Source organism: Kitasatospora sp. DSM 101779 (genome assembly GCF_025655475.1).
Classification (GTDB): domain Bacteria; phylum Actinomycetota; class Actinomycetes; order Streptomycetales; family Streptomycetaceae; genus Kitasatospora.
Map to the genome: position 1 here is coordinate 4,548,092 of NZ_JAHTIK010000001.1, position 15,639 is coordinate 4,563,730.

Genomic DNA, 15,639 nt, shown 5'->3' on the forward strand with positions numbered 1-15,639 from the left:
GCCCGGGGTCCGCGTGCGGCAATCGGAGTGCGGCCGTTCGGGCCTGGGCAGTCGGGGGCAGCCGGTGGCCGCCGGGGCCGGTCCGGGTCGAGCGGGGTCAGCCGGGCTCGCGGCCGGGGGAGTGCCGGGTGGCGCGGGCCAGCAGCAGGGCGGTGGCGAGGCCGCCGGCGAGGACGGCGCCGGCACCGACCAGCTGGGCGGTGCGGAGGCCGCGGTGAAGGCGTCCAGGACGGCGGTGCGGTCGGCCTCGGTGCGGGCGGCGGCGAGGGCGGCCGGTACGGAGGCCGCGGCGGGCAGGACGGCCGTCAGCCGGGCGTTCATCACGGCGCCGAGCGCGGCCACGCCGAGGCTGCTGCCGACCTCGGCCATGGCGCCGTCGATGCCGGCGCCGCCGCCCGCCCGGTCCTGCGGGACGGCGCCCACCACGGCCCCGACGATGGCCGGGTTGGCGACCGCGCAGCCGGTGCCCGTCAGCACCGGTCCGGCGAGCAGCGGCCCGTAGCCGTCGGCGGCGAACGCGGCGACGGTGAACCCGGCCGCGAGCACCGCCATGCCGAGGGCGATGGAGCGCGGTGTGCCGAGCCGGGCGATCAACCGGGCGGTGAGACCGGTGAAGTTGAGCGCGACGACGGTGAGCGCGAACGGCGCCGTCCGCAGGCCGGCCTCCAGCGGAGGGTAGCCGCGGACGAACTGCAGCTGCTGGGTGAGCAGGAAGAGCACCCCGGCGCTGCCGAAGGTGACCAGCAGGACGCCGGTGACCGCCCCGGTGAACCGCCGGTTGCGGAAGAACGCGGGGTCGAGCATCGGGTGGGCCGTCCGCCGTTCCCACTGGGCGAAGGCGGCGACCAGCAGCAGGCCGGCCGGGGCGGGCAGCAGCACGTGGGCGGAGCCCCAGCCGTGCGCCGGCCCGGAGACGACGGCGTAGACCACGGCGGTCGTCCCCTGCCGTGGACAGCAGCGCGCCGAGCAGGTCGGGCGGGCCGCCGCCGGGGGCGCGGGACTCGGGGACGAGGGCCCGGGTGGCCGCCAGTCCGAGCAGCACGACGGGGACGTTGACCAGGAAGAGCGCGCCCCAGGCGAAGTGCGCCAGCAGCAGGCCGCCGACCGGCGGGCCGGCCGCGAACCCGAGCGCGCTGACGGCGCTCCAGGCGGCGATCGCCCGGGTACGTTCCTCGGCGTCGAAGAGCTGCATCACCACGGCGAGCGTGCTGGTCATCAGCAGGGCGCCGCCCACTCCCATGCCGGCCCGGGCGGAGATCAGCTGCCCGGTGGTGGTGGACAGCCCTGCGGCGAGCGAACCGAGGCCGAAGAGCGCCAGCCCGGTGAGCAGCAGCCGACGCCGGCCGTAGCGGTCGGCGGCGGCGCCCGCGGCGAGCACCAGGCCGGCCTGGACGAGCGCGTAGGCGTTGACGATCCACTGGATGCCGGCGGTGTCCGCGCCGAGCTCCCGGCCGAGGGTGGGGACGGCCACGTTCAGCACGGTGTTGTCGCGCACCACGACGAGCTGGGCGAGGCAGATCACCGCGAGGGCCGGCCACCGGCCGGGCAGCCGGTCCTCGCGGGCGGACTCCACCGGTGCGGTGGCGGCGGTCACCGGGCCGCGGGGGCGAAGCGGGCGATCGGGTTGGCCAGGGTCCCGACCAGCTGCAGGGCCGCGGACGGGTCGGCCAGGTCGACCATCTGCCGGTTGTTGCGCAGCTGCAGCCGGTTGAGGCAGGACAGCGCGAACTCGGACGCGAACGGGTCGTACTGGTCGAACCGGTCGGCGAGGTGCGGCACCGAGTCGCGGTAGTCGGCGACGCACTCGGCGACCGTCCGCCAGAAGCCGTCCTCGTCGAGCACGCCGTCCTCGGCGAGGGTCGCGGCGAGGTAGCGGAAGAAGCAGTCGAAGACGTCGGTGAAGATCGACAGCAGCTTCATGTCCTCGGGCACCGCGGCCCGGACGCGCTGGACGGCGGGCGGCAGCACCGCGTTCGCGTCCATGACGACGATCTCCTCGGCGATGTCCTTGAAGACCGCCCGCTGCACGGCGCCGCCGTCCAGCACCAGGATGGTGTTCTCGCCGTGCGGCATGAACGCCAGGTCGTAGGCGTAGAAGCTGTGCAGCAGCGGCGTCAGGTAGGCGTCCAGGTAGCGCCGCAGCCACGCCTCGGGGGCGAGGCCGGACTGCCCGATCAGCGCGGCGGCCAGCGAGCGGCCGGCCCGGTCGGTGTGCAGCAGGGCGGCCATGGTCATCAGCCGCTCGCCGGGGGCGAGCGACGGGACGGGGCTCTCCCGCCAGAGCGCGGCGAGCATCTTGCGGTACGGCGAGTACCGGTCCGTGGCGGCCTCGTACTGGCGGTGCCGGTAGCCGATCGCGGCGTGCTCGCGGATGATCGTCAGGCCGGTGCCGCGCAGCACCTCGTCGTCGGCGATCAGCTTGGCCAGCCAGTCGTTGATGGCCGGGGTGGCCTCCATGTAGGCGGCCGAGAGACCGCGCGTGAAGCCCATGTTGAGCACCGAGATCGCCGTCTTCACGTAGTGCCGGGACGGGTCGCTGGTGTTGAAGAAGGTGCGGATGGACTGCTGGGCGAGGTACTCGTCGTCGCCCTCGCCGAGCCAGACCAGGCGCTGCTGGGCGACCTCGCCGGCGAAGGTCACCGACAGCTTGTTCCACCACTGCCAGGGGTGCACCGGCAGCAGGTGGTACTCGGAGAGCGAGAGCCCGCGGGCGGCCATCGCCGCGGCGAACCGGGCCAGGGTGGCCGGGTCCAGCTCCTGGCGGATCAGCGTGTCGTAGTCGGTGTCCGCGCAGGAGGTGAAGACCGAGTGGTCGCGGTGCGCGGCGAGCCAGACCAGCCTGACCGGGGCGGCGGCCTCGGGGGCGTACCGGTGGTACTCGTGCACGCCGAAGCCGATCCGGCCGTTGTTGGCGACGAATCCGGGGTGGCCCTCGGTCATCCCGGTCTCGACGGTCTGGAAGTCGGCCTTGGCGAGCTCGTCGGCGCCGAGGGCGGGCCGGCCGAGCTTGTAGGCGGTGCCGGCCAGGGTGGAGGAGATCTCCTCCAGGTAGACCGGCAGCACCTCGTCGGTCAGGCCGAGCGTGCCGCGCAGCTCGATGCAGAAGTCCAGGGCGTCGAGCGGCAGTTCCTGCTCGCCGCGGTGCCGGGTGACGGAGTCGGCCGGGATCTGCCAGTGGTCGAGGGCGCGCAGCCGGGCGGTGAATCGGTACTCCACGGCGCCGTCGTCGGTGCGGACGGCGTACCGGCCGTCGGGCAGCTGCTCGGGGGCGAGCAGCCGCTCGTGGGAGAACTCGGCGAGCGCCTTGCGGACGAGCTGCCGGTTGGCCTCGGCCCAGGCGTCCGGCGTCAGGTGGGCGACGGCTTCGGCGGGCATCATGCGGTGGCTCCTGCGAGGGCGTGCTGGAACTGGGCGCGGGTGCAGACGCTGAGCAGGGCGTCCTTCTCCGGCTTGGCGATCGGGCCGACCACCTCGAAGCCGACGGCGGCGTTCAGGGCGTGGACGGCGGTGTTGCGGACGTCCGGCTCGACGACGACGCGGCGGGTGGCCGGGTCGCCGAAGAGGAAGGCCATCACGGTGGTGATGACGGTCCGGGTGAAGCCGTGCACCGGGGTGTCGGCCGGCGCGCACAGGAAGTGCATGCCGACGTCGCCGGGCTCGGCGTCGTGGAGGCCGACGAGTTCGAGCCGGGCCGGGTCGTAGCGCTCGACCAGGAAGGACGGCGCGCCGTCGACCAGACCGAGGAAGGCGTCGTGGTGCGGGTGCTCGGTGATCCGCCGGTACTCGGTGCGGACGTCCTCCAAGGAGGCGTCCTGCATCATCCAGAACGCGGCCTTGGGGTGGGTGACCCAGGCGTGCAGCAGCGCGGCGTCGGTGTCCGGGTCGAGCGGCCGGATCGAGAACTCGCCCAGGCGGGCGTCGGTGCGGGTGAAGAGCGTCATGCGGGGGCGCCCTCCGGCGCGCCGAACTCCTGGAAGGCGATGGCCTTCTCGATCGGGTAGACCTCGCGGCCGGTCAGCTCGCGGACGATCCAGGCGTTGCGGTAGGGGCCCATGCCCAGGTCGGGCGAGGTGATGCTGTGGGTGTGGGTGCCGCCGTTCTGCAGGAAGATCCCGCGCCCGGTGGTGTCGATGCTGTAGTTGCGGGCGACGTCGAAGCGGCCGCGGCCGTCCCACCGGATCCGGTCGTGCACCGGCTCCAGGAACGCGGGCACGGTGTACTTGTAGCCGGTGGCCAGCACCAGGCCCTCGGTGGTCAGCGAGAAGTCCCGCTGCTGCTCGGCGTGGTGCAGCCCGAGCGTGTAGGTGCCCAGCGTCTCGTCGTACGAGGCGCTGTGCAGCGCGGAGTTGGTGAGCAGCCTGGTCGGGACGGGGCCCTTGACGCTCTTCTGGTAGAGCAGGTCGTAGATGCCGTTGATCAGGTCGGCGTCGATGCCCTTGAAGAGGCCCCTCTGCTCGGACTCCAGGCGGTAGCGGGTCTCCTCCGGCAGGGCGTGGAAGTAGTCCACGTACTCGGGGGAGGTCATCTCCAGGGTGAGCTTGGTGTACTCCAGCGGGAAGAACCGCGGCGAGCGGGTCACCCAGTCGAGCCGGTAGCCGTGCACGTCCGTCTCGGCGAGCAGATCGTAGTAGATCTCGGCGGCGCTCTGGCCGCTGCCCACGACGGTGATGCTGCGCTTCTTCTGCAGCGCCTGCTTGGCGTCCAGGTAGCCGGAGTTGTGCACCAGGTCGCCGCCGAGCCCGCGGCAGGACTCCGGTAGGAACGGCGGGGTGCCGGTGCCCAGCACCAGGTGCCGGGCGCGGTGCCGGACGGTCTCGCCGCCGACCTCGGAGACCACCGTGTACAGGCCGTCGGCCTCGTCGTACTCGACCCGGGTGACGGTGTGCCCGAAGCGGACGCTGCGCAGCCTGGCCGCGGCCCAGCGGCAGTACTCGTTGTACTCGCTGCGCACCGGGTAGAACATCTCCCGGATGTAGAACGGGTACAGCCGGCCGCGCTCCTTCAGGTAGTTGAGGAAGGAGTACGGCGAGGTCGGGTCGGCGAGCGTCACCAGGTCGGCCATGAACGGCGTCTGCAGGGTGGCGAAGTCGAGCAGCATCCCGGGGTGCCAGTCGAAGTCCGACTTGCTCTCCAGGAACACGCCGTCGAGGCCGTCGATCGGCTCGGTGAGGCAGGCGAGGCCCAGGTTGTAGGGGCCCAGCCCGATCGCGACGAAGTCGTGGGTGGACATGCTTCTCCCGTGTGCGGAGGGGCGGGCGGGGATCAGACGGCGGTGGGGCAGAGTTCGTGGGCGGCGGCCGTCCTGTCGTTGACGTACCGGCCGGCGTGCTCGGCGAGGAGGTCGAGGACGTGCGCGATGTCGTCCAGCGAGGTCTCCGGGTTGAGCAGGGTGAACTTCAGGTAGTGGCGGCCGTCGACCTTGGTGCCGGCGACGACGGCCTCGCCGGAGGCGGCGAGGGCCTCGCGGGCGTACAGGTTGGCCTCGTCGGCGAGTTCGCGCGCGAGGCCGGTGGGCGGCAGCCAGCGGAAGACGACGGTGGAGAGCTGCGACTTGGTGACGACCTCGAAGCGCGGGTCCTCGGTGAGCATCTCCCAGGTGGCGGCGGCGCGGTCGACGACCTCGTCGAAGAGCAGGCCGACGGCCTCGGCGCCCATGATGCGCAGGGTCAGCCAGAGCTTGAGGGCGTCGAAGCGCCGGGTGGTCTGGATGCTCTTGTCGACCTGGTTGGGGATCCGCCGTTCGGCCATCCGGGCCGGGTTGAGGTAGTCCGCGTAGTAGGTGGCGTGCCGCAGCGCGCTGCGGTCGCGGACCAGGACGGCGGAGGAACTGACCGGCTGGAAGAAGGACTTGTGGTAGTCGACGGTGACCGAGTCGGCTCGCTCGATGCCGTTCAGCAGGTGTCGGCGGGTCGGTGAGACGAGCAGTCCGCAGCCGTAGGCGGCGTCCACGTGCATCCACACGCCGGCCGCGGCGCACAGGCCGGCGATCTCGGGCAGCGGGTCGACGGAGCCGAAGTCGGTGGTGCCGGCGGTGGCGACGACGGCCATCACGGTCAGGCCCTCGCCGGTGCAGCGGGCGAGCTCCCGCGCGAGCGCCTCGGGCTTCATCCGGCGGCCGTGGTCGGTCTCCACGGAGATCACCGCGTCCATGCCGAGGCCGAGCAGTTTCGCGGACTTCTTCACGCTGAAGTGGCTGGCCTCGGAGGCGATGATGCGCAGCTTCGGCAGCAGCTCGTGCTTGGCCGGCGGGGTGTCGGCGGCGGCCGCGAGGGCGGCGCAGGCCTCTTCGCGGGCGAGCAGCAGGGCCTGGAAGTTGGACTGGGTGCCGCCGCTGGTGAAGACGCCGTCGGCGTCCGGGCCGAGGCCGATCCGCTCGGCCGTCCAGTCGATCATGCGGCGCTCGATGAGGGTGCCGCCGGCGCTCTGGTCCCAGGTGTCCAGCGAGGAGTTGACGGCGGTGAGGACGGCCTCGCCGAGCAGGGCGGGGATCACCACCGGGCAGTTGAGGTGGGCCAGGTAGCGGGGGTGGTGGAAGTAGACGGCGTCGCGGAGGTAGACGTCCTCCAGCTCGGCGAGCGCCTCGGCGGGGTCGCCGAGCGGGCGGTCGAGGTCGATGCCGGATATCTCCGGGGCCAGCCGGTCCGGGGTCGTCCCGGTGAGGGGCCGGGTGGTGGTGGAGACCTTCGCGGCGACGGTCTCCACGCCGGCCCGCAGGGACTCCCGGTAGCCCTCCACCGTGCGGTCGTTGAACAGGTGCGATCTGGCGTTCTCCAGGGTGGCGGTGCTGCCTGCCGACGGCTCGACGGTGTGGCCCCGGAAGCTCATGGTCAGTCCTCAACGGTCGCGGACGAGGTGTGGAACTTAGGTTAGCCTACCCTAAGTTTCCTGCATTCCGCGACGGCCCGCACCCGGGTGCCGGGGAACGGGCCGTCGCGGGTGTGCGGTTGACGGTAAGTCGAATCAGTCCTCGTCAGGAGAGCTTTTGGACGCGGCCTCCAGGCGGAGCTGCTCCTCCGAGGCGCCGCGCCGCCAGTAGCCGGCGAAGGTCACCGCGGCACGGTCCGTCCCGCGCTCGCCGACCAGGTGCCGGCGCAGCGCCCGGACGCTCCCGGACTCGCCGGCGATCCAGGCGTACGGGGTGCCGCCGGGCAGGTCGGCCGCGCGGACGGCCTCCACCAGCGGGGTCGCCCCGCTCTCCCGGACCAGCCAGGTGATCTCCACCTCCGGTCCGGCGACCAGGTCCTGGATGTCCGCGGCGTACGGGACCTCGATCCAGACCCGGGCCCGGGTGGTCGGCGGCAGCCGGTCCAGGATGCCGCCGACCGCGGGCAGCGCCGTCTCGTCCGCCGCCAGCAGCACCCAGTCGGTGCCGGCCGGCGGGCGGAAGCAGATGCTGCGGTTGTCCTCGACCGCCGGGCCGAGCAGGACCACCCGGTCGCCCGGTGCGGCCTTCGCGGCCCACGCGGCGGCCGGCCCGGCGGCACCGGCCGAATCCACCCCGTGCAGCACGAAGTCGACGTCCACCTCGTCCGGGTCGCGGCGCTGCGCGCGGACGGTGTAGGAGCGCATCACCGCCCGGACGCCCTCGTCCAGCGCCCGCCAGGCGGCGAACCAGCCCTCGCCCTCCTCGACCGGCAGCACCGGGGCGTCCTGCCCGGGGTGCGGCAGGAAGAGCGAGAAGCTCTGGTCCCGGCCGCCCGAGGCGAAGCCCGCCAGCTGCGCGCCGCCGAAGGTGACCCGCAGCATCGTCGGCCCGAGCCGGCGGGTGCGGACCACCTCGGCCTCGAAGAACCCGTACTGCGCCGCGATCGCGGCAGCGGTGGCCATGCTGGTGTCAGCTCACCTTCTTGGCGTTCCGGATGGCCTTGGCGAGGTTCTCCAGCAGCGGCGCGGCGCCCGCGTACGAGAAGCGCGGCACCGCGTCCCACGGGGTGATCTGGCCGGCCCTGACCGCGGGCAGCTGTCCCCAGGCCGGCTTCGCGGCGAGGTCCTTGGGCTGCAGCGAGGTGGAGCGGTTGTCCAGCAGGAGCAGGTCGGCGGGGAACTTGCCGGCGTTCTCCCAGCTGAGCGCCTCGAAGTAGTCGCCGGCCTCCAGCTTGGTGGGCACCACGATGTCGACGCCGAGCTCGGCGAAGTACATCAGGTCGGTGGAGACCTTCGGGTTGGAGACGTAGAAGATGTCCGCGCTGCCCGAGCAGGCCATCACCTTGATGCCGCCGCCGGCCTTGGCCGCCTGGCGCAGCTCCTCGGCAGCCTTCTCGAAGCGGGCCTTGGCGTCGGTGACCTTCTTGGCCGTCAGGTCCGCACCGAGCGACTCGGCGAGCGCGGCGTACCGCTCGATCGGCTTGGTCATCGGGACGCGGGCGGTGGTGATCGCGACGCTCGGGGCGATCCTGAGGATCTTGTCCTTGCTCTCGTCCGGCACGTACCACAGCGCGTCCGGGTCGTACATGTGCGTCACCAGCAGCTCGGGGCGCAGTGCCGCGTACTTCTCGACGCTGAACTCGCCCCAGGCGTTGCCGAGGATCTCGACCCTGTCGACCTTCAGGTCGCCGGCCGTCGGGTCGGCCTTGCCGTCGACGGTCTTCGTCTCGCCGAAGACGCCGACGACCTGCTCGTCCAGGCCGAAGTCCACCAGGGCCGCCGCGGTGCCGGTGTACGCCACGACCCGCTTCGGCGTGGCCTTGGCGGTGACCTCCTTCTTGCGGTCGTCGGTGAACGACCAGGGGCCGGCCGCCTTCGCGGCGGAGCCCGACGCGCCGTCGGAACCGGAACCGCCGCTGCCGCAGGCGGCGAGCACGGCACCGAGGGCGGTGGCGCCACCGGCGGCGAGCAGGCCGCGACGGGAGAGGTGAGCGGCAGTTCTGGAACGCGGCATGACGGTGTCTCTCCCGGTTCGAAGGGGGTGGGTGCAGGCGGCGAGTGCGGGCAGGGACCGGCAGCGGACCCGCAGCGGGATTTAGGTTAACCTAACCTAAGTCGTTGTCCAGAGGGGGCCCCGGAATCCGGTCCCCGCCAGCGCCGGAGCACCACCCGTGTCTCTCACCAAGCCGCCACAGGACCAAGGGGGTTCGGCCGAACCCGCCGACCCCCGACGGCGCCCGCCCGGCGCCCGCACCGCGCTGCGCGCCGCCGGACTCCTCGCCGCCCTGCTCGTCCTGCTCGCCGTCCTGGCCCTGAGTATCGGCGTCGGCGCCAAGGAGCTCTCGCCCAGCGAGGTCTGGCACGGCCTCACCGACCCCGCCGCCGGCTCCTACACCGTCGTCCACGAGATGCGGCTGCCGCGCACCCTGCTCGGACTGCTCGCCGGTACCGCGCTCGGCCTCGCCGGCGGCGTCATGCAGGCGCTGACCCGCAACCCGCTCGCCGACCCCGGCCTGCTCGGCATCAACGCCGGAGCCTCCGCCGCCGTCGTCTCCGCCGGCACCTTCCTCGGCATCGCCGGCTTCGACGGCTACGTCTGGTTCGCCCTCGCCGGCACCGCCGCCGTCGCCGCCCTGGTCTACGCCGTCGGCGGCGGCCGCGGCGCCACCCCGGCCCGGCTGGCCCTCGCCGGCTCCGCCCTCAACGCCACCCTCTACAGCTACGTCAGCGCCCTGATGCTGCTGGACACCGGCGCCCTGGAGAAAATGCGCTTCTGGACGGTCGGCTCGCTGGCCAGTGCCCAGGGCTCCACCGTGCTCAAGGTGCTGCCGTTCATCGCGACCGGCCTGCTGCTCGCCCTCGCCCTCGCCCGGCCGCTCAACGCCATGGCCCTCGGCGACGACTCCGCCCGCGCCCTCGGCGCCCGGCCCGAACTCGTCCGCGCCGCGGCGATCACCGCCGTCACCCTGCTGTGCGGCGCGGCCACCGCCGCCTGCGGCCCGATCGTCTTCGTCGGCCTGATGGTGCCGCACTTGGTCCGCGCCCTCACCGGCCCCGACCTGCGCTGGCTCTTCCCGTACTGCGCCGTCCTCGCCCCCGTCCTGCTGCTCGGCGCCGACGTGCTGGGCCGCGTCCTCGGCCGGCCCGGCGAACTCCAGGTCGGCCTCGTCACCGCCGTCCTCGGCGGCCCCTTCTTCCTCTGGTTCGCGCGCCGCGGAAAGGTGGCCCGGGCATGAGCAGCACCCTCCGGATCGGCGCCTCCGTCTCCGTGCGCTACCGGCCCCGCGCCCTGCTGGTCGGCGCCGCGGCCGCCCTGCTCGCCCTCGCCGTCGGCGTCCTCGCCCTCGGCAGCGGCGACTACCCGATGAGCACCTCCGACGTGCTGCGCACCCTCACCGGCGGCGGCAGCCCCGCCGAGGACTTCATCGTCAACGACCTGCGGCTGCCCCGCGTCGTCACCGCCCTGCTGGTCGGCGCCGCCCTCGCCCTGGCCGGCGCGCTCTTCCAGTCCCTGGTCCGCAACCCGCTCGGCAGCCCCGACATCCTCGGCTTCACCCAGGGCGCCGGCGCCGGGGCCCTGCTCGTCGTCCTCGCCGGCGGCAGCAGCCTCGCCCTGGCCGGCGGCGCGATCGCCGGCGGCGTCGCCACCGGCGCCGCCATCTACGCCCTCGCCTGGCGGCAGGGCGTCCAGGGCAGCCGGCTCGTCCTCGTCGGCATCGGCAGCGCCGCCGTCCTCACCGGCATCAACGGCTACCTGCTCACCCGTGCCCAGCTCATGGACGCCGCCCGCGCGATGCTCTGGCTCACCGGCAGCCTCGACGGCCGCGGCTGGCGCGACGCCGTCCCGCTGCTGATCGCCCTCGCCGTCCTCGGGCCCGCCGTGCTGCTCGGCGGCGGCCGCGCCCTGCGGATGCTGGAGATGGGCGACGACGCCGCCGGCGGCCTCGGCATCCGGGTCGAACGCGTCCGCCTCGCCCTGCTCGCCTGCGCCGTCCTGCTCGCCTCGCTCGCCGCGGCCGCCGCCGGCCCGGTGAACTTCGTCGCGCTCACCGCACCCCAACTGGCCAAACGGCTCACCCGCGCCCCCGGCCCCAACCTGCTCGCCGCCATGTGCACCGGCGCCGCCCTGCTCGTCACCGCCGACCACCTCGCCCAGCACGCCTTCGCCGGCCACCAACTGCCGGTCGGCGTGGTCACCGGCGTCCTCGGCGGCGGCTACCTGGTCTGGCTCCTCGCCACCGAGCGCCGGGCAGGCCGGATGTGAGCGGACAGCCCGCACCCCGCACCAGCACCACGCCCCGGAACGGAGAACCGACCATGGAAACCGGCGGACCGCGCCTCGCAGGCGCCGAGCTGACCCTCGCCTACGAGAAGCGCACCATCGCCGAGGGCCTGACCGTCGCCGTCCCCGACCGGTCGTTCACCGTCGTCGTCGGCCCCAACGCCTGCGGCAAGTCCACCCTGCTGCGCGCCCTCTCCCGCACCCTCAGGCCGTCCGCCGGCTCGGTGCTGCTCGACGGCCAGGACATCGCCACCGTCCCGGCCCGCAGGGTAGCCCGCACCCTCGGCCTGCTGCCGCAGTCCTCCGTCGCCCCCGACGGCATCACCGTCGCCGAACTCGTCGCCCGCGGCCGCTACCCGCACCAGGGCCTGCTCCGCCAGTGGTCCGCCCGGGACGAGGAGGTCGTCACCGACTCGATGGCCGCCACCGGCGTCGACACCCTCGCCGACCGGCTCGTCGACGAACTCTCCGGCGGCCAGCGCCAGCGCGTCTGGATCGCCATGGCACTCGCCCAGGAGACCCCGCTGCTCCTCCTCGACGAGCCCACCACCTACCTCGACATCGCCCACCAGATCGAGGTCCTCGACCTGTGCGCCCGGCTGCACGAGGAACAGGGCCGTACCCTCGTCGCCGTCCTGCACGACCTCAACCACGCCGCCCGGTACGCCACCCACCTGATCGCCATGCGCGACGGCAAGGTCGTCGCCTCCGGACCGCCCACCGAGATCGTCACCGCCGACCTGGTCGAGGAGGTCTTCCGGCTGCCCTGCCGGGTCATCGACGACCCCGAGACCGGCACCCCGCTGGTCGTCCCCGCCGCCCGCCGCGGCGCCGTCCGCCCCGAGGGGAGCCGGGCATGACCGAGCGCACCTACCGCGACGCGTACGGGATCCCGCACCTGCGCGCCGACGGGCCGCTCGAACTTGCCCACGCCCAGGGCCGCAACGCCGCCGCCGACCGCGCCTGGCAGATCGAGGTCGAGCGGCACCGCGCCCGGGGCACCTCGGCCGCCTTCCTCGGCGCCGACGCCCTCGGCTGGGACGTCTTCGCCCGCCGGGCCAGGCTCGCCGACACCGCCCGCCGCTGCTTCGACGCCCTCGCCCCGGCGACCGCCGCATGGGTCCGCGCCTACGTCGACGGCGTCAACGACGGCCTCGCCGAACACGGAGACCGGGCACCCGAGTTCGCCGCCGCCGGAATCACCCCGGGCCGATGGGAGCCGTGGACCCCGCTCTCCGTCTGGCTCTCCCACCACGTCCTGTTCGCCGGCTTCCCCGGCAAGCTCTGGCGGGACCGGGTCGCCCGCACCCTCGGTGAGGAGCACACCGAGCTCTTCGCCACCGACGGCCCCGGCACCTCCGGCAGCAACGGCTGGCTGATCGCCGGCGAACGCACCGGCAGCGGCGCCGCCCTGATCGCCGGCGACCCCCACCGCTTCATCGAGGACCCTGGCATCTACCAGCAGATCCGGCTGGCCTGCCCGGAGTTCGACGTGATCGGCCTGGCCGTGCCCGGCGTCCCCGGCATCGGCCACTTCGGCCACGCCGGCGGCGTCGCCTGGGCGATCACCAACGCCATGGCCGACTACCAGGACCTCTACCGGGAGCGGCTGCGCCGCACCGACGGCCCCGACGGCCCCGGGGTCGAGGCGCTCGGCCCGGACGGCTGGCAGCCAGCCGCCGTCCACCACGAGACGGTCGAGGTCGCCGGCGCCGAACCGGTGGAGATCGAGATCGTCGAGACCGCACGCGGACCGGTGATCACCGGCGGCGCCGACGACGGGGGAGAGGCCATCAGCCTCCGCTGCCTGCCGCGGGTCGACGCCGAACTCGGCTTCGACGCCCTGCCCGCCCTGCTGCGCGCCCGCACCGTCGCTGACGTCGACCGCGCCTTCGACCACTGGATCGAGCCGGTCAACGTCGTCCAGGCCGCCGACACCGCCGGCGGCCTGCTGCACCGGGTCGCCGGCGCCGTCCCGGACCGCCCCGGGGCCAACAGCCTGCGGCCCGTCCCCGCCTGGGACGCCGAACACGCCTGGCGCGGCCGACGGCCGATGCCGCGCGCCGAGGTGCACGGCACCGCGGTGATGGCCAATCAGCGCGGCCTGGCCGCCCCGCTCGGTGTGGAGTTCGCGCCGCCGCACCGGGCCGACCGGATCGCCGAACTGCTCGCCGCCCCGGTCGCCTGGACGGCCGCCGACATGGCGGTCGTCCACATGGACACCCGCCTCGCCTCCGCCGCCCCGCTGCTCGACCTGCTCGCCTCCCTCGACGGGCTGAGCCCGGCCGCCGAGAAGCTCCGCGACCGGCTGCTCGCCTGGGACCGCCGGATGGCGGCAGACTCCGCCGACGCCGCCCGGTTCGCCGACCTGCGCTCCGCGGTCGTCCGCGGGTTCGCCGCCGAGCCGGCGCTCGCCGCCCTCGCCGGGCCCTCGCCGTACCCGGAGCTGTTCCGGCCCTGGCTGGCGCTGCCGCCCAGGATCGCGTACGCGCTGGAGACGTTGCTGACGGAGGACCGGCTGCCCGGCGTGGACCGTGCCGCGCTGGTGCGGGCCGCCGTGGAGGAGACGGCCGCGGCGGAGGACACCGGGCGGACCTGGGGCGCCACCCACCGGCTGGCGCCCTGGCAGGCGCTGCCCGGCGTCGACGGCGGATCCGACGAGGACTGGCCGGCGCTGGCCGGCGACCACGACTGCGTGCTCTCCACCTCCAGCGTCCCTGGCCTCACCGACCGCAGCTCCCGCGGATCGGCCGCCCGGTACGTCTGGGACCTGGCCGACCGCGACAACAGCCGCTGGGTGGTGCCGTTCGGCGCCTCCGGGCTGCCCGGCCACCCGCACCGGCGCGACCAGCTGCCGCTGTGGCTGAGCGGCGGCCTCGTACCCGTCACCACCGACTGGACCCGCCTGACCGAGGAGCCGTGGTGACTGCGGACACGCCCGTCCGGGCGGCCCTGCCCGCGGACCGTCCGGCGCTGCACGAGGAACGGCTGCCCGCCCTGGGAACCGTCCGGCTCGTCGAGCTCGACCCGGCCGCCGACGCCGGACTCGTCCACCGCTGGGTCACCGAACCGCGCGCCCGCTACTGGGGCATGCTCGACGCCGACCGCGAACAGGTGCGGGAAACCTACGAGTTCGTCGACTCGCTGACCACCCACCATGCCTTCCTCGCGCTGCGCGACGGCCGCCCCGCCGCGCTCTTCCAGAGCTACGAACCGGAGCACGACCCGGTCGGCGAGTGCTACCGGGTCCGGCCGGGCGACCACGGGATGCACCTGCTGATCGGCCCGGCGGACGGCCCCCCGCAGCACGGCGTCAGCCGGGCGCTGGTCGGCGTCTTCGTCCGCTTCCTGCTCGCCGACCCGGGCCGCCGCCGCATCGTCGCCGAGCCCGACGCCCGCAACGACCGGGCGATCGCACTGCTGCGGCGCTGCGGCTTCGAACCCGGCCCGGAGATCGACAAGCCGGAGAAGCGGGCCCGGCTGGTCTTCCTCGACCGGGCGGCCGCCGAGCCGGCCTGACTCGGACTCAGACGGTCAGCACGATCTTCCCCCGGGTGCCGCGCGACTCGATCAGCCCGTGCGCCTTCGCTGCCTCCTCCAGCGGCAGCACGTGCTGCACGTACGGGCGCAGCCGGCCCTGCTCCGCCAGCCCGGCCAGTGCCGCCAGGCCGGCGGCGTCGGGTTCGACGACCGGCCCGGCGAGGCGCCGGCCGGCCGCCGCGGCCGCGGCGACCAGCTCCGGGCTGTTCCGCTCGATCAGGGTGATCAGGACGCCGTCCTCGGCCAGCAGCGGCAGCGATCGCTGCCCGTAGCCGCCGACGCCGTCGAGGACGACGTCGATCCCGCCCAGCCCGGCGGCGAAGTCGCCCGCCCGGTAGTCGATGACGCGGTCCGCGCCGAGCGACCGGACGAAGTCGTGCTTGGCGGCGCTGGCCGTCGCCAGCACCTCCGCGCCGCGGGCCCTGGCGATCTGTACCGCGAGGTGGCCGACCCCGCCGCCCGCGCCGTGCACCAGCACGCGCATGCCCTCCCGCAGGCCGGCCGTGCCGACCAGCGCCTGCCAGGCGGTGAGACCGGCCAGCGGCAGGGCGGCGGCCCGCACGTGGTCCAGCGCCGCCGGCTTGCGGACGAGGTGCCCGGCCGGGGCCGCGACGTACTCGGCGTAGGCGCCGGCCGGCCGCGGGAAGCACGGCATGCCGAAGACCTCGTCGCCGACCTCGAACCGGGTGACGTCCGGGGCGACCTCCTCGACGACACCCGAGACGTCCCAGCCGAGCACGAACGGCGGCTCGCCGAGCATCGGCAGCGCGCCGGACCGGACGTAGGCGTCGACCGGATTGACCGAGGCGGCGTGCACCCGGACCAGCACCTCGCCCGGGCCGGCGACCGGGCGGTCGGCCTCGGCCGGGACGAGGACGCCGGGGGTGCCGAAGGACTTCTGGACGACGGTGCGCAAGGGGTGCTCCTCGTGACGGCCGGGGGTACGGCGGGGG

General features: G+C 74.3%; 12 protein-coding genes and 1 pseudogene. 5 read left to right on the top strand and 8 right to left on the bottom strand.

Going from position 1 to position 15,639, the window contains the following annotated elements; all coding sequences use genetic code 11:
* Positions 1-97 precede the first annotated feature (97 nt).
* The 7 genes and pseudogenes from KSNIM_RS20730 to KSNIM_RS20760 form a co-directional block, all read right to left on the bottom strand.
* Positions 98-1,594: pseudogene (locus KSNIM_RS20730) on the bottom strand (MFS transporter).
* Positions 1,591-3,378, bottom strand: a complete 1,788-nt coding sequence (locus KSNIM_RS20735; protein ID WP_263104690.1) for an IucA/IucC family protein — start codon at positions 3,376-3,378, stop codon at positions 1,591-1,593. The pseudogene KSNIM_RS20730 and the gene KSNIM_RS20735 overlap by 4 nt, the downstream one beginning before the upstream one ends.
* Positions 3,375-3,941 (bottom strand): GNAT family N-acetyltransferase, encoded by a 567-nt coding sequence (locus KSNIM_RS20740; protein ID WP_263104691.1) that lies wholly within the window; start codon positions 3,939-3,941, stop codon positions 3,375-3,377. Before KSNIM_RS20740 ends, KSNIM_RS20735 begins: the two co-directional genes overlap by 4 nt.
* Entirely contained in the window at positions 3,938-5,230 is a 1,293-nt protein-coding gene (locus KSNIM_RS20745) for a lysine N(6)-hydroxylase/L-ornithine N(5)-oxygenase family protein (protein ID WP_263104692.1), read from the bottom strand. The genes KSNIM_RS20740 and KSNIM_RS20745 overlap by 4 nt, the downstream gene beginning before the upstream one ends.
* Positions 5,231-5,262: 32 nt before the next feature.
* Entirely contained in the window at positions 5,263-6,825 is a 1,563-nt protein-coding gene (locus KSNIM_RS20750; RefSeq protein ID WP_263104693.1) for a pyridoxal phosphate-dependent decarboxylase family protein, read from the bottom strand.
* 135 nt (positions 6,826-6,960) lie between these two features.
* A complete protein-coding gene (locus tag KSNIM_RS20755) occupies positions 6,961-7,827 on the bottom strand; it encodes a siderophore-interacting protein (RefSeq protein ID WP_263104694.1) in 867 nt (288 codons plus the stop codon).
* Positions 7,828-7,834: 7 nt separating this feature from the next.
* Entirely contained in the window at positions 7,835-8,878 is a 1,044-nt protein-coding gene (locus tag KSNIM_RS20760; protein ID WP_263104695.1) for an ABC transporter substrate-binding protein, read from the bottom strand.
* 157 nt (positions 8,879-9,035) lie between these two features.
* Between KSNIM_RS20760 and KSNIM_RS20765 the strand changes: the two genes are divergently transcribed.
* The 5 genes from KSNIM_RS20765 to KSNIM_RS20785 are packed head-to-tail and all read left to right on the top strand — an operon-like array spanning position 9,036 to position 14,665.
* On the top strand, positions 9,036-10,100 hold the full coding sequence (locus tag KSNIM_RS20765) for a FecCD family ABC transporter permease (protein ID WP_411543746.1): 1,065 nt from the start codon (positions 9,036-9,038) through the stop codon (positions 10,098-10,100).
* Positions 10,097-11,128: a FecCD family ABC transporter permease gene (locus KSNIM_RS20770; RefSeq protein WP_263104696.1), complete on the top strand. Its 1,032-nt coding sequence runs from the start codon at positions 10,097-10,099 to the stop codon at positions 11,126-11,128. Before KSNIM_RS20765 ends, KSNIM_RS20770 begins: the two co-directional genes overlap by 4 nt.
* A gap of 53 nt (positions 11,129-11,181) precedes the next feature.
* The gene (locus KSNIM_RS20775) at positions 11,182-12,006 is read left to right on the top strand and encodes an ABC transporter ATP-binding protein (RefSeq protein ID WP_263104697.1); all 825 of its coding nucleotides are present in this window, start codon (positions 11,182-11,184) and stop codon (positions 12,004-12,006) included.
* Positions 12,003-14,072, top strand: a complete 2,070-nt coding sequence (locus KSNIM_RS20780; RefSeq protein ID WP_263104698.1) for a penicillin acylase family protein — start codon at positions 12,003-12,005, stop codon at positions 14,070-14,072. The genes KSNIM_RS20775 and KSNIM_RS20780 overlap by 4 nt, the downstream gene beginning before the upstream one ends.
* On the top strand, positions 14,069-14,665 hold the full coding sequence (locus KSNIM_RS20785) for a GNAT family N-acetyltransferase (protein WP_263104699.1): 597 nt from the start codon (positions 14,069-14,071) through the stop codon (positions 14,663-14,665). The genes KSNIM_RS20780 and KSNIM_RS20785 overlap by 4 nt, the downstream gene beginning before the upstream one ends.
* Positions 14,666-14,672: 7 nt before the next feature.
* Here the strand turns inward: KSNIM_RS20785 and KSNIM_RS20790 are convergent.
* The coding region (locus tag KSNIM_RS20790) for an NADP-dependent oxidoreductase (RefSeq protein WP_411543747.1) at positions 14,673-15,639 on the bottom strand (967 nt) is incomplete at its 5' end.